The organism is Yersinia sp. J1, assembly GCF_050586585.1.
Taxonomy (GTDB): Bacteria; Pseudomonadota; Gammaproteobacteria; order Enterobacterales; family Enterobacteriaceae; genus Yersinia; species Yersinia entomophaga.
The window spans coordinates 171,415-184,070 of the sequence record NZ_JBOBDP010000003.1 but is presented as its reverse complement, the minus strand read 5'-3'; the positions used below and the strand labels follow the sequence as shown (position 1 = coordinate 184,070).

Here is a 12,656-nt window from a genome sequence, read left to right as displayed (position 1 = left end):
TCTAAACTCCGTAATAAACCCGTTGAATTCTCAGTATTTCATTGTTTCCTGTTACAAAACCAACGAAGCCGACATACACTTATTTTGATGGGCTCTTGCTGCCAATCCGATGTTTTATTTACAAAGCTACCTTGTCAGATAGCAGTCATTTTTATCGAGAATGCCTCTAATGCCCGCTATACCAGTGCACCATAGATCGTGAGCAAAGCTACGACAATTATAATCGTCAACGTGACTTTCCGCGCCAAAGATACCGCCGCGCGTGGCGTTTGTACTGGGTCAAGATGCGGTTCTCTAGCCAGAGAATACTGAGCTAAACGGGTGAGCACCTGATACTGCGGGGAATGCAAGTCCCCCAAAGAGGCAAACCACGCTGGCAAAGCACGCTCGCCGTGACCAAGCAGTGCGTATGCCACGCCAACCAACCGGACGGGAACCCAGTCAATCCAGTGTAAAACACGGTCAATGCCTGACTGAGAGCGCTGCAAAGGGTTTCGGTGACGCGCCAGCCAGGTTTGGTATCCGCGTAACATCGCGTAGCCCGTAATAGCTACCGGGCCATAAAAACCACAAACCACCAGCCAGAACAAGGGAGCCAGATAGTAGCGGAAATTAATCCATAACAACGCATTCTGTAACTCTTGTAGTCGGTCCTTTTCGCCACAGTCCGCAGGCAATCCATGGATTAATGCCAGCTCTTCCGCCATTTGCAGACTGGCATTGGCATCCCCTTGTCGAGCGGCCTTCAGATAAGCACGATAGTGTTTTCTTATACCACCAGCGCCGATGCACAACAGGCAGATAACAATCCACAGTAACAGCCGCGGCAAGCCGAACAGATAGTCCTGAACCAACTGCAACATCAAACCGACAATGGCCATACACAAAATGGCCAGACCGAGCGTTTGCAGCAACGAGTATCGATGCAACCGACTAAAAATAGTGTCCAACCGGTGGTCCAGCTGCCAATGTTCGCCTAATTTGAACAAACGTTCCCAGGCCAGTACCAGCAATAGCGTAAAAAGCGTCATTGATTCCCTGTCTCCCTCTACATTCCACCAGCCCGAACCTTCAGGCACCATGCCTCCCGGCAGCGGTTATCACAAAAAAGGTAAAAATGACGGAATCCTCGCCTCCGCTATCATGACCTCTATTGCTGCAAAATCACTCCAATAATGGAGTCAAACTTTGTCGATAAAGCGCCCAGTCAAATGCTGGCCCCGGATCGGTTTTTCGGCCGGGAGCTATATCACTATGCCCGGTTATCCGCTCTAGGGTAATGGGATAATGGGATAGCAACAACGCACTGATTTTTTTCAGACTTTGATATTGCGCATCGGTAAACGGTAGCACATCCGTTCCCTCCAACTCGATACCAATGGAAAAATCGTTACACCGCTCACGCCCGTCAAATTGAGATACACCGGCATGCCAGGCTCGCTTATCAAAAGGCACGTATTGGATAATTTCACCATCGCGACGAATCAGGCAATGCGCCGATACTCGCAAGTGCACAATATCAGCAAAATAAGGATGTTCATCCGCATTCAAAGTTCCGGTAAACAGATGGTCGATATAAGGTCCACCAAATTCACCCGGCGGCAAACTGATATTATGAATGACCAAAAGAGAGGGAGCCTCATCTTCAGGTCTGAGATCAAAATGAGGAGAAACCACCCGCTTAACCCCAACAATCCAGCCATTCTCTAACTGCATTTGTCACCTCAACCCTCATTCTAAAACGGCTCTGTAGTAGCACTGACGCCAGCAACAGAGTAGCATGTTTGAACTATTATCTATCCGCCATTTCGGAGTTTTCTATGCCGACACGTAGCTACAGTGCCGACAGTCGCCGCACCGCGTTATTAGAGCGAATTCAAAGCGATATTCCCTTTTCAGTTGCCTTGGCACTGAGTGAAGATCTAGGCGGTGAGGTCAATGCCGATCGCGACCTGACGGCCCAACTGCTCCCCGCAGATAAACAAGCCTCCGCGACTATTATCACTCGCGAAGCCGGCGTTTTCTGCGGGCAACGCTGGCTGAACGAAGTCTTTATCCAGCTCGGCGGTAAAGTTGAAGTCGAGTGGCTGGTGGCAGACGGTGACGCGCTCACCGCCAACCAAACGTTGTGCCACCTTTCCGGCCCTGCTCGCATCTTGCTCACTGGCGAACGTACCGCATTAAATTTTGTACAGACGCTATCCGGCGTAGCCACCGAAGTCAGCCGCTATGTTGCTTTACTCCAAGGGTTGCATACCCAACTCCTGGATACTCGTAAAACACTACCTGGCTTACGAACCGCATTAAAATACGCAGTGTTATGCGGAGGTGGCAGCAATCATCGTCTTGGGTTGACTGATGCCTTTTTAATTAAAGAAAACCACATTATTGCCGCCGGTTCGATTAAAGAAGCCGTGAGTAAAGCATTTTGGATCCACCCCGATGTCCCAATTGAAGTCGAAGTGGAATCTTTAGATGAATTAAAGCAGGCTCTGGATGCCGGAGCCGATATCGTGATGCTTGATAACTTCACCATTCCTATGATGCGTGATGCCGTATCCCTCAACGCAGGTCGCGCTCAGTTGGAGGTCTCAGGTAATGTCACACTCGAGACACTTCGTAGCTATGCCGAAACAGGAATCGATTTTATTTCTGTCGGCGCACTGACTAAACACGTTACCGCCTTAGACCTCTCGATGCGTTTTCAATAACGCTAACAGATTTGTTTCAGCCAGGAAAAGAGCTCAGGTAACAATGAGCTCTTTTTTGCGGCCTCTGCCGAAAAAAAACCGCTGATTACTGCAACACTAAAAAATTCTCACAATCCGTTTCGCAGTCCTATTCAAACCCACTTTCCCTGCGATAAAAAAAACCGCACCCTTACCTCGTCTTTCATCACAAGGAGTGTGAAAATGTATTACTCACAGGGTTTTACCCTCATTGAACTCATGGTTTCTATCGTCATCATTGCCATTCTCGGCGGCATCGGTATTCCTGCTTATCAAAGCTATATACAGAAAGCGGCCCTAACCGATATGTTGCAAACCAGTGCTCCTTACCGCATGGCCGTAGAGGTTTGCTCGATGGAACACTCGGCATTATTAGGCTGCAATGCTGGTAGTCAGGGTATTCCCTCTGGCCAACCTACTCGTTATGTCAAAGCCATTAACATTGCAAAAGGGGTCATCTCTATGACCGGGCAGGAGACTCTGGATGGATTAAGCGTTGTATTAACCCCAACTAAAAGCGCCGCCGGTAACCTGGCCTGGACACGCGCATGTACAGGAAATCATGACGAACTAAGTAAACTCTGCAAGTCGGTATTTGCTCTTAAAGAGACGTCTAGCGACGATGAATAGCAACCGCTCAATCAATAACAAAGGAGCCGGGGATGCGTTATCCCGGCTTTGCCAGCAGTATCGAGCGATACCGTTGGAAATCAGCCCAAATACATTAACTCTTGCCATGTTGCAGTACCCAACCAGTGAGGAGATAAATGCATTACGCTTTGCCTGCGGTTTAAATGTGGAAGTGACTCTATGGCCTGCGGCAAAAATTGAGCACCACCTTCATCATTTGAGTCCTGATTTAATCCAGCAGTTAAACGGCTCGATTAAGCCAGATATCGAGAGTAAAAAACACGCGGAAGAAGCGGCCATAAAATACCTCCCTGATACGGACAAATCACGTACTCAAGCTTTTGATAATAAGGAAGTGACTTCACTTAATGATGAAAGTGATGCGCCCATTATCAACATCATTCATCAAACGCTACGCATGGCGATTCAAAAACGTGCGTCTGATGTTCACTTCGAGCCTTATCGCCGCTATTACCGTATTCGGTTACGTATTGATGGCATTTTGCACCAAACGCTATCCCCACCGGCTAATTTGGTTAATAGAATCAATGCCTGTCTCAAAGTAATGGCTAAGCTGAATAGTGCGGAACGGCGCTTACCTCAAGATGGACAGTTTAGCCTTAGCCTTGATAATCATTACTACTCACTGCGCATTGCCACATTACCAACTCAATACGGCGAAAAAGTGGTACTACGCATTCTGAATACCAATATACCGCAACGATTGGACGAGCTGGATCTTCCCCCAAAAAGTCGGGAATCAATCCTTGAGGCCTTAAGTTTACCGCAAGGATTGATTTTGGTTACCGGGCCAACCGGAAGCGGAAAAACAGTGACCTTGTATAGCTGTCTACAACACCTAAATCAGCAGTACCGTAATTTATGCAGTGTCGAAGATCCGATCGAAATTCCCGTTGAAGGCATTAATCAAACCCAGACCAACAGTAAAATAGATTTAGACTTTTCTCAGGCGTTACGTGCATTACTCAGGCAGGACCCGGATGTCATTATGATCGGCGAGATCAGAGATAATGAAACCGCCGATATTGCGGTAAGGGCTGCACTAACAGGCCATTTAGTGCTTTCGACCTTGCACACCAATTCAACGCATGAAACGCTAGCCCGATTAACTCAAATGGGAATCAGTCATTATCTGCTCGCATCTTGCCTAAAACTGGTGATAGCCCAACGCCTGGTACGCCGTCTATGTCAACGTTGTAAACGCGCAGCACCCGAGCCAGTCATTCTGCCCACAATTTTGTGCCCAAAGCCTTTACATCACTGGTATGCCACTGGTTGCGAACATTGTAGTAGCGGTTACTATGGCCGAATAGGTATCTATGACACATGGGCAATGACACCGTCAAATCAGCAGGATTTAATGAGTGCAGCCCCTGTTCCTGGCCTGAAAAATTCTCAGCCGCCCCCTGAGCCCCATTCACTACTCATCGCAGGCTTAGCGTTGGTTAAACAGGGAATAACCAGTATCGCCGAAATCTCACGAGTTGTCGGAAATCTGACGCCATTAAGGGGAATGCAATGACACTCGGTTTATTTATCTGGCAAGGCATAGATAGCGAAGGAAAGGTGATCGTCGGCGAGTCTCTAGCTAGCGAAAAATCGGTGATTTACCAAAGAGTAATACAGCAGGGGCTGCAGCCTATCCGTATCAGAATGATAAAACGCCTAAGCTCTCGGCTACATCAAGGGAAGCATCTGCTTAATTTCACACGCCAATTAGCTACGCTTCTGCAAGCCGGACTGCCGTTAATAAATAGTCTGCAATTGTTGGCAGCAGAGGCCGAGACGCCAATATGGCGCTGTTTACTAAGAGATGTAAGTGAAAGCCTGTCTCAAGGGCAGGCGCTATCTGAGGCTATAAACGCCTATCCATCCGTTTTCCCAGCCATATACGCGCAATTAATTGCCATAGGCGAACTAACAGGTGAGATAGATAAATGCTGTCTCCAGCTAGCCGAGCAACAGGAAAAACGCCAGTACCTGCAAAAAAAAGTGGCTAAGACACTCAGATACCCCGCCTTTGTTTGTCTGGTTGCTTTCGCCGTCAGTGCCCTGATGTTACTTGTTGTTTTACCAGAATTCGGGCGGCTCTATCAGACTTTTGACGCCCCACTGCCCGCTCTGACTCAAGGGCTGCTATATCTATCCGGAATACTGGGTAATTACGGTATTTACTCTATCGTGGCAATCATTGGTATTGTATTGGTTTACATCTCTAAAATAAGGGTAAGCGCACGGTGGAAACAACGAGAGCAATTCTTGCTGTTACATCTCCCGCTGATAGCACCACTGGTTAAAGGGTACTGTCTCAGCCAAATTTTTCGCACTTTATCTGTCACACAGAAAGCAGGTTTAACCTTAGCTAATGGGCTGGAAGCAGCCGCTACTTCCATTGATAATCTGCATTACAAATCCATTATCAATCATTTTTATCAGCTAATTAATCAAGGAATACCTCTGAGTGATGCCCTTTCACACCAACCTCTTTTCCCTCCACTTTGCCAACAGTTAGTACGCATTGGGGAAGAATCTGGCTCACTGGATAACGTGCTGACAAAGCTTGCTGGTTGGCAACAGCAGCAAACTGAGGAACTGGCTGATAAGTTGACACAAATGCTTGAGCCAATGTTGATGCTGTTCGTCGGCGCAGTGATTGGCACACTGGTTATTGCTATGTACCTCCCCATTTTCCAACTTGGGGGAATTATTAGTTAACAAAAGTTCCAGGTTTGGGTTTGGGTTTGGGTTTGGGTTTGGGTTTGGGTTTGGGTTTGGGTTTGGGTTTGGGTTTGGGTTTGGGTTTGGGTTTGGGTTTGGGTTTGGGTTTGGCAGTAGATTAAAAAAGGACGCATCATTTTGCGTCCCTTCTTTAATAATCAATTAATCACACACTATCAGCGATATAAAACACTCGTTCAGCGTAAACCGATTAAGTTTATTTAGCTCAGTTACTGCCAAATACGCGGTTTTCTTGCTCAGCAACGCGGATAAAGGTGGTGCGTTTGGTCAGCTCTTTCAAATGAGAAGCACCGACATAAGTACAAGCAGAGCGCAGCCCGCCCATGATATCGCGAACGGTATTATCCACTGAGCCACGCAATGGCAGCTTCACGGTTTTACCTTCGGCGGCACGATATTCTGCTACGCCGCCAACGTGACGTTTCATCGCTGACTCAGAGCTCATACCGTAGAACAGCATGAATTTCTCACCGTTTTCTTCAACCACTTTACCTTCGCATTCGTCGTGACCGGCTAACATACCGCCCAACATAACAAAGTCTGCGCCGCCACCGAACGCTTTGGCAACGTCGCCAGGAACGGAACAACCACCGTCACTCACGATTTGCCCACCTAAACCGTGAGCAGCATCAGCACATTCGATCACGGCAGAAAGCTGCGGATAACCCACGCCAGTTTTCACTCGGGTTGTACAAACCGAACCTGGGCCAATCCCTACTTTTACAATATCGGCGCCAGACAGAATCAGTTCTTCAACCATTTCGCCTGTGACTACATTACCTGCGCAAATCACTTTGTCAGGGCAAGCTTCGCGAGCCTGTTGCAGGAAAGCAACAAAGTGCTCAGAGTAACCATTGGCTACATCAATACAGATAAATTTCAGCGCAGGAGAAAGCGCCAGAATTTGCTTCATTTTGGCAAAATCTGCCTGAGATGTACCGGTAGAAACCATGACGTGACGCAGTACCGATTCAGGCACACGTCGAACAAAATCGGCCCATTGTTCAACGGAATAGTGTTTATGTACTGCGGTAAGAACATCAAATGAGGAGAGAACCTCAGCCATGCGGAAGGTGCCGACGGTATCCATATTCGCTGCAATAATGGGTACACCAGCCCACTTATAGCCTGAATGTTTGAAGGTAAACTGACGCTCTAACTCAACTGCGGAGCGACTTTTCAGCGTGGAGCGTTTAGGTCGAATCAAGACATCTTTAAAACCTAATTTCAAACCTTCTTCAATACGCATGGCTTTGGTTTCCTGGTTATTGGCGATGGATCGCATGATGAGATCGGGCGTAATAGACGCCATTTCCAGTGAAGCTATCATACGCAGGAATAATTCTTCGGCAAGACTGCGAATTTAACTTTATTTAGGCTACACTCCCACAAATTACCTGAAAACCATGCATTTTCCCTTCCTGACTGGTTCGTCTGGTTACACTATTCCGAGCAGCGTAACTATCAGCAATATTGATATAAAAAATACTCCCTCGGCCAGAGAATAGGCATTAAAGACAGATTCAAAATCCGAATGCATCCGCGCTATGTCTTACACACAGCTTTCAGTTACAATTCGGGTATTCAACGGCAGTATGCAAGGCAATGTAATGACCTATATTGTTGCTCTTACAGGCGGAATTGGTAGTGGGAAAAGTACCGTTGCTAATGCTTTTGCCGATCTCGGCGTACCGCTGGTTGATGCGGATATCATTGCCCGACAGATTGTTGAGCCTGGAATGCCGGCGTTAAATGAGATTAAAGCCCGTTATGGATATACTATCCTGCTGGCAGACGGCAGCCTGAATAGAGCCAAGCTGCGGGAAAAGATTTTTAGCGACCCGATGGAAAAAAACTGGCTCAATGCGCTGTTGCATCCACTGATTCAGCAAGAAACTCAGCGTCAGCTCGCAGCTGCAAAAGCGGCTTATGTACTTTGGGTTGTCCCCTTACTGGTTGAAAATAACCTGAGCCATAGAGCTAACCGAGTATTGGTCGTGGATGTCACCCCTGAGATTCAGCTTAGACGCACCATGGCAAGAGACGGTATCAGCCGTCAGCAGGCAGAACATATTTTAGCTTCGCAGGCCACGCGGCAACAGCGTCTGGCCTGTGCGGATGACATTATCGACAATAGCGGCGATCCTTCCACGATCCCACCGCTCGTTGCCTCGCTTCATCACCGGTATTTAAGGTTGGCGACGGTGACCCAACAGGATTTACACCGATGAGTGATCTCACCTCAACTGTACTTTTTGAACACCCGCTGAATGAAAAAATGCGCACCTGGCTTCGTATTGAGTTTTTGCTGCAACAGTTAGAAAGTCAGCGAAATCTGGATAATATCGCCAGCGCCTTAACGTTTTTTCGCACCGCATCCGATCTGATCGATGTGCTTGAAAGGGGGGAAGTTCGCACTGATTTACTCAAAGAACTTGAGCGTCAGCAGCAAAAACTTCAGGCCTGGGCTGATGTTCCCGGTGTCGATATGGCGTTGATTGATGAATTACGCGCTCAGCTGAAAAGCCGGGCATCAGTGCTGATGTCCGCACCGCGTATCGGACAGTCGCTGAAAGAAGATCGCATGATTAGTCTGGTTCGCCAACGGCTCAGTATTCCAGGCGGTTGTTGTAGTTTCGATCTGCCTACGCTACATATTTGGCTGCATCTGCCGCAGGAACAACGCAATCAGCATACCAATGAATTACTTGGTACGTTAATTCCGCTGAATCAATCATTAACCATGATTCTGGATTTAATTCGCCAGTCTGGCCCGTTGCGCAACCAAATCAGCCTAAATGGATTCTTCCAGGATAATGCCGACGGCGCTGATTTATTGCGACTGCGAATTTCCATGGAACATCAGCTTTATCCGCAGGTTTCCGGCCACAAAACCCGCTACGCGATACGTTTCCTACCGCTGGATAGCGAGAATGGCACTGTACCCGCACGCTTAAACTTTGAGTTGGCCTGTTGTTAACTTTTGCACTTATTGATGCTTATGGCTGTGTTGTCATACAGTAAGCAAGTTTTAGGAGAGAATATGGATTCAACTGAAATACAGGTTAATTGCCCAACCTGCGGGAAAATCGTTATTTGGGGCGAGCAAAGCCCGTATCGTCCTTTTTGCTGCAAACGCTGTCAGTTGATCGACCTTGGCGAGTGGGCCGATGAAGAGAAGCGTATTCCAAGTCAGGGAGAACTCTCAGATAGCGATGAATGGAGTGAGGAAGATCCGCGCTAATGCGCTCACAGATTGGAGCCACGCATTGTGTGCTCCAATCTGAGTGTGATTATGCCTGAGAAACCAGTAACTCAACTATCGATAGATTAGCCTTTGGGAATTCCTCAGCCCGTAACTCCTCTTGCTTAACCCAGCGCACCGGCTGGCCCTCCCGACCAAAAGGTTCGCCCTGCCATTGTTCTACCAGATAGAAACTGAGAGTGACAATTCGGTCAGGAAAACGATGTTCCAGAGTGGTTATCTGCACCGCATTTTGCGCAACAATACCGACCTCTTCCAATAGCTCACGATACAAAGCTATTTCCGAGGTTTCACCCTGTTCTATTTTCCCTCCGGGAAACTCCCAGAAACCCGCCATATGGGAATCTGCCGCGCGCTGGGTAATAAAAATCTCGCGTTGCGCATTACGGATGATACCCACGGCGATCTGCAAATGTTTCATTCTGATATTCCTCGTTTATCTCACGTTCACATCCTGATTCCGCGATATTAAGCAAAAAGAAGGGCGGTCTATTTGGCCGCCCCGCTATTTACTGTTTTAACTATTGCTGGCTAATCGCAGCTTTATTTCTGCAAACGGCCATGACATTGCTTATATTTCTTACCTGAACCACAAGGGCAAGGATCGTTACGGCCCACTTTACGTTCAAGGCTGGCTGCAACTTTCACCTCTTCTTCAGACATCAGGGCGCTATTGTCATTTTCATGGCTCAGCTGTTGCTGTCTGGCCAAACGCTCAGCTTCTTCACGGCGTTGAACTTCCAGCGCTTCGACCTCTTCCGGCATACGTACCTGAACTTTACTCAGCACGCTGATCACTTCATATTTCAGAGATTCCAGCATCGCAGCAAACATAGCGAAAGATTCGCGCTTATATTCCTGCTTAGGATCTTTCTGCGCATAGCCACGTAAATGGATACCCTGACGCAGATAATCCATCGCTGCCAGATGCTCTTTCCACAGGGAATCCAGCGTTTGCAGCATCACGCCTTTTTCGAAGCTGCGCATCATTTCAACGCCGACAACTTCCTCTTTGCGTTTGTAAACGTCAATTGCCTGCTGAAGAATACGCTCACGTAGGGTTTCTTCATGCAGCTGTGGTTCATCTTCCAGCCATTGCGCAATCGGCATATCCAGATCGAAGTCGTTTTTCAGACGCTGTTCCAGCCCCTCAACATCCCACATTTCTTCCAAAGATTGCGGCGGAATGTAGCTATCCAGCGTAACTTTGAACACATCTTCACGAATACTGTTGATAGTTTCGCTAACGTCAGACACGTCCAGCAACTCGTTACGCTGGCTGTAGATCGCACGGCGCTGATCGTTGGCTACATCATCGTATTCCAGCAGCTGTTTACGAATATCGAAGTTACGACTTTCGACTTTACGCTGTGCGTTAGCAATCGCTTTGGTTACCCAAGGATGCTCAATGGCTTCGCCCGGTTTCATACCCAGTTTACGCATCATGCCTGACACACGGTCAGAGGCAAAAATACGCATCAACGCATCTTCCATTGACAGGTAGAAGCGTGAAGAACCGGCATCACCCTGACGACCCGCACGACCGCGCAGCTGGTTATCAATACGGCGGGATTCGTGACGTTCAGTACCGATGATGTGTAAACCGCCGGATGCCAGAACCGCATCGTGACGAATTTTCCATGCGGCTTTAATTTCGGCAATTTGCTCCTCAGTCGGATTTTCCAACTGTGCGATTTCACTCTGCCAGCTTCCGCCTAACACAATATCGGTACCACGGCCGGCCATGTTGGTCGCGATGGTAACCGCACCCGGCTGACCCGCCTGAGACACAATTTCGGCTTCCATGGCGTGGAATTTAGCGTTCAGAACTTTATGTTCGATGCCGGCTTTGGTCAGTTCAGCAGAGACCACTTCGGATTTCTCGATGGAAATCGTACCAACCAGCACTGGCTGGCCGTTAGCAGTACGCTCGCGGATATCCTCAATGATGGCGCCAATCTTTTCCATTTCAGTCATATAGACCAGATCCGGCAGATCTTTACGTATCATTGGGCGGTTGGTTGGAACCACAATGGTATCCAGCTTATAGATAGAGCTGAATTCAAAGGCTTCGGTATCCGCAGTACCGGTCATACCGGCCAGTTTTTCGTAGATACGGAAATAGTTCTGGAAAGTAATGGAAGCCAGCGTTTGGTTTTCGTTCTGGATTTCCACCCCTTCTTTGGCTTCAACGGCTTGATGCAGGCCGTCAGACCAGCGGCGGCCTTGCATGGTTCGACCAGTGTGTTCATCAACGATGATGACTTCGCCATCTTTAACGATGTAGTCAACGTCGCGGGTAAAGAGTACGTGGGCACGCAGCGCGGCGGTTACGTGGTGCATCAGCATAATATTGGCCGGTGAGTACAGAGATTCACCTTCGTCCATAATGCCGGCTTCCACTAACATCTGCTCGATCATGATCAAGCCACGTTCAGTTAAATGCACCTGACGGGACTTTTCATCTACCGAGAAGTGGCCTTCACCCTGGAAGGTATCGGAATCTTCTTTTTCCTGACGGATCAGTTTAGGAATCAGTTTGTTAACCCGAATATACATTTCGGAACTGTCTTCCGCAGGGCCAGAAATAATCAACGGAGTACGCGCTTCATCGATCAGGATGGAGTCAACCTCATCCACCAACGCATAGTGCAGTTTGCGCTGCACACGCTCTTCCGGGCTGAACGCCATGTTGTCGCGCAGGTAGTCAAAACCGTATTCGTTGTTAGTACCGTAAGTAATATCAGCGGCATAGGCTTCACGCTTCGCCGGAGCTGTCATACCCGGCAGGTTAATACCGATAGTTAAGCCGAGGAATTCGAACAGTGGACGGTTATTTTCCGCATCGCGCTGAGCCAGATAATCGTTGACGGTAACCACGTGTACGCCGCGGCCAGTCAGAGCATTCAGGTAAGCTGGCAGCGTTGCGGTTAAAGTTTTACCTTCGCCGGTACGCATTTCTGCAATACAACGCTCGTTCAGAACCATACCGCCCAACAGCTGCACATCGAAGTGACGCATGCCGAATACGCGTTTACTGGCTTCGCGAACCACAGCAAAAGCTTCTGGAATCAGGTTTTCCAACACTTCGCCTTTCGCCAATCGTGCGCGGAACTCATCCGTTTTGGCTCTTAATTCTTCATCGGACAGTTTTTCCATGTCCGGTTCCATACGGTTGATCACATCAACCACTTTGCGCATACGACGCAGGGTTCGATCGTTACGGCTGCCAAAAACTTTAGTGAGTAATTTGATTAGCATAATTCTTTATA

The 12,656-nt window shown here is 48.2% G+C and carries 13 protein-coding genes; 7 read left to right on the top strand and 6 right to left on the bottom strand.

Features of this window, described 5'->3' with window-relative positions:
* Positions 1-176 precede the first annotated feature (176 nt).
* Complete coding sequence (gene ampE / locus ACQ4OC_RS07890) at positions 177-1,031, bottom strand: beta-lactamase regulator AmpE (RefSeq protein ID WP_064516448.1); 855 nt, start codon at positions 1,029-1,031, stop codon at positions 177-179.
* Positions 1,032-1,164: 133 nt separating this feature from the next.
* Complete coding sequence (ampD, locus tag ACQ4OC_RS07885) at positions 1,165-1,716, bottom strand: 1,6-anhydro-N-acetylmuramyl-L-alanine amidase AmpD (RefSeq protein WP_064516446.1); 552 nt, start codon at positions 1,714-1,716, stop codon at positions 1,165-1,167.
* A 104-nt stretch (positions 1,717-1,820) separates the two neighbouring features.
* On the opposite strand from ampD, the gene nadC reads away from it, so the two are divergent.
* The 4 genes from nadC to hofC all read left to right on the top strand — a co-directional run bounded on the left by nadC (position 1,821) and on the right by hofC (position 6,095).
* Positions 1,821-2,711 (top strand): carboxylating nicotinate-nucleotide diphosphorylase, encoded by an 891-nt coding sequence (gene nadC, locus ACQ4OC_RS07880; protein WP_064516444.1) that lies wholly within the window; start codon positions 1,821-1,823, stop codon positions 2,709-2,711.
* Between the two features lie 201 nt (positions 2,712-2,912).
* Complete coding sequence (gene ppdD, locus ACQ4OC_RS07875; protein WP_064516442.1) at positions 2,913-3,359, top strand: prepilin peptidase-dependent pilin; 447 nt, start codon at positions 2,913-2,915, stop codon at positions 3,357-3,359.
* Positions 3,352-4,902, top strand: a complete 1,551-nt coding sequence (gene gspE, locus ACQ4OC_RS07870; RefSeq protein WP_064516440.1) for a type II secretion system protein GspE — start codon at positions 3,352-3,354, stop codon at positions 4,900-4,902. Before ppdD ends, gspE begins: the two co-directional genes overlap by 8 nt.
* Positions 4,899-6,095 carry a protein transport protein HofC gene (gene hofC, locus ACQ4OC_RS07865; RefSeq protein WP_064516438.1) on the top strand — a complete coding sequence of 399 codons (1,197 nt, stop codon included), beginning with the start codon at positions 4,899-4,901 and terminating at the stop codon, positions 6,093-6,095. The genes gspE and hofC overlap by 4 nt, the downstream gene beginning before the upstream one ends.
* Here the strand turns inward: hofC and ACQ4OC_RS07860 are convergent.
* Both ACQ4OC_RS07860 and ACQ4OC_RS07855 read right to left on the bottom strand, forming a co-directional pair.
* Positions 6,092-6,235 carry a hypothetical protein gene (locus tag ACQ4OC_RS07860; RefSeq protein WP_430971064.1) on the bottom strand — a complete coding sequence of 48 codons (144 nt, stop codon included), beginning with the start codon at positions 6,233-6,235 and terminating at the stop codon, positions 6,092-6,094. The two genes, hofC and ACQ4OC_RS07860, sit on opposite strands and share 4 nt — an antisense overlap.
* A gap of 89 nt (positions 6,236-6,324) precedes the next feature.
* Positions 6,325-7,368 (bottom strand): GMP reductase, encoded by a 1,044-nt coding sequence (locus ACQ4OC_RS07855; protein WP_064518448.1) that lies wholly within the window; start codon positions 7,366-7,368, stop codon positions 6,325-6,327.
* A gap of 361 nt (positions 7,369-7,729) precedes the next feature.
* Here ACQ4OC_RS07855 and coaE point away from each other — a divergent pair, with 361 nt between their 5' ends.
* The 3 genes from coaE (at position 7,730) to yacG (ending at position 9,363) form a co-directional block, all read left to right on the top strand.
* A complete protein-coding gene (coaE, locus tag ACQ4OC_RS07850) occupies positions 7,730-8,350 on the top strand; it encodes a dephospho-CoA kinase (protein WP_120805238.1) in 621 nt (206 codons plus the stop codon).
* A complete protein-coding gene (gene zapD / locus ACQ4OC_RS07845; protein WP_064516435.1) occupies positions 8,347-9,099 on the top strand; it encodes a cell division protein ZapD in 753 nt (250 codons plus the stop codon). Before coaE ends, zapD begins: the two co-directional genes overlap by 4 nt.
* A 63-nt stretch (positions 9,100-9,162) precedes the next feature.
* Positions 9,163-9,363 (top strand): DNA gyrase inhibitor YacG, encoded by a 201-nt coding sequence (yacG, locus tag ACQ4OC_RS07840; protein WP_064516434.1) that lies wholly within the window; start codon positions 9,163-9,165, stop codon positions 9,361-9,363.
* A gap of 49 nt (positions 9,364-9,412) precedes the next feature.
* Here yacG and mutT read toward each other — a convergent pair whose 3' ends face one another.
* Both mutT and secA read right to left on the bottom strand, forming a co-directional pair.
* Entirely contained in the window at positions 9,413-9,805 is a 393-nt protein-coding gene (mutT, locus tag ACQ4OC_RS07835) for an 8-oxo-dGTP diphosphatase MutT (RefSeq protein WP_064516433.1), read from the bottom strand.
* A 122-nt stretch (positions 9,806-9,927) separates the two neighbouring features.
* Positions 9,928-12,645: a preprotein translocase subunit SecA gene (gene secA / locus ACQ4OC_RS07830; protein ID WP_064516432.1), complete on the bottom strand. Its 2,718-nt coding sequence runs from the start codon at positions 12,643-12,645 to the stop codon at positions 9,928-9,930.
* Between the last annotated feature and the right edge of the window lie 11 nt (positions 12,646-12,656).

What these genes read in the sequence shown, in the direction of transcription:
- ampE (WP_064516448.1), bottom strand. Translation starts at nt 1,031, where the DNA reads ATGACGCTTTTTACGCTATTGCTGGTACTGGCCTGGGAACGTTTGTTC.
- ampD (WP_064516446.1), bottom strand. Translation starts at nt 1,716, where the DNA reads ATGCAGTTAGAGAATGGCTGGATTGTTGGGGTTAAGCGGGTGGTTTCT.
- nadC (WP_064516444.1), top strand. Translation starts at nt 1,821, where the DNA reads ATGCCGACACGTAGCTACAGTGCCGACAGTCGCCGCACCGCGTTATTA.
- ppdD (WP_064516442.1), top strand. Translation starts at nt 2,913, where the DNA reads ATGTATTACTCACAGGGTTTTACCCTCATTGAACTCATGGTTTCTATC.
- gspE (WP_064516440.1), top strand. Translation starts at nt 3,352, where the DNA reads ATGAATAGCAACCGCTCAATCAATAACAAAGGAGCCGGGGATGCGTTA.
- hofC (WP_064516438.1), top strand. Translation starts at nt 4,899, where the DNA reads ATGACACTCGGTTTATTTATCTGGCAAGGCATAGATAGCGAAGGAAAG.
- ACQ4OC_RS07860 (WP_430971064.1), bottom strand. Translation starts at nt 6,235, where the DNA reads ATGATGCGTCCTTTTTTAATCTACTGCCAAACCCAAACCCAAACCCAA.
- ACQ4OC_RS07855 (WP_064518448.1), bottom strand. Translation starts at nt 7,368, where the DNA reads ATGCGTATTGAAGAAGGTTTGAAATTAGGTTTTAAAGATGTCTTGATT.
- coaE (WP_120805238.1), top strand. Translation starts at nt 7,730, where the DNA reads ATGACCTATATTGTTGCTCTTACAGGCGGAATTGGTAGTGGGAAAAGT.
- zapD (WP_064516435.1), top strand. Translation starts at nt 8,347, where the DNA reads ATGAGTGATCTCACCTCAACTGTACTTTTTGAACACCCGCTGAATGAA.
- yacG (WP_064516434.1), top strand. Translation starts at nt 9,163, where the DNA reads ATGGATTCAACTGAAATACAGGTTAATTGCCCAACCTGCGGGAAAATC.
- mutT (WP_064516433.1), bottom strand. Translation starts at nt 9,805, where the DNA reads ATGAAACATTTGCAGATCGCCGTGGGTATCATCCGTAATGCGCAACGC.
- secA (WP_064516432.1), bottom strand. Translation starts at nt 12,645, where the DNA reads ATGCTAATCAAATTACTCACTAAAGTTTTTGGCAGCCGTAACGATCGA.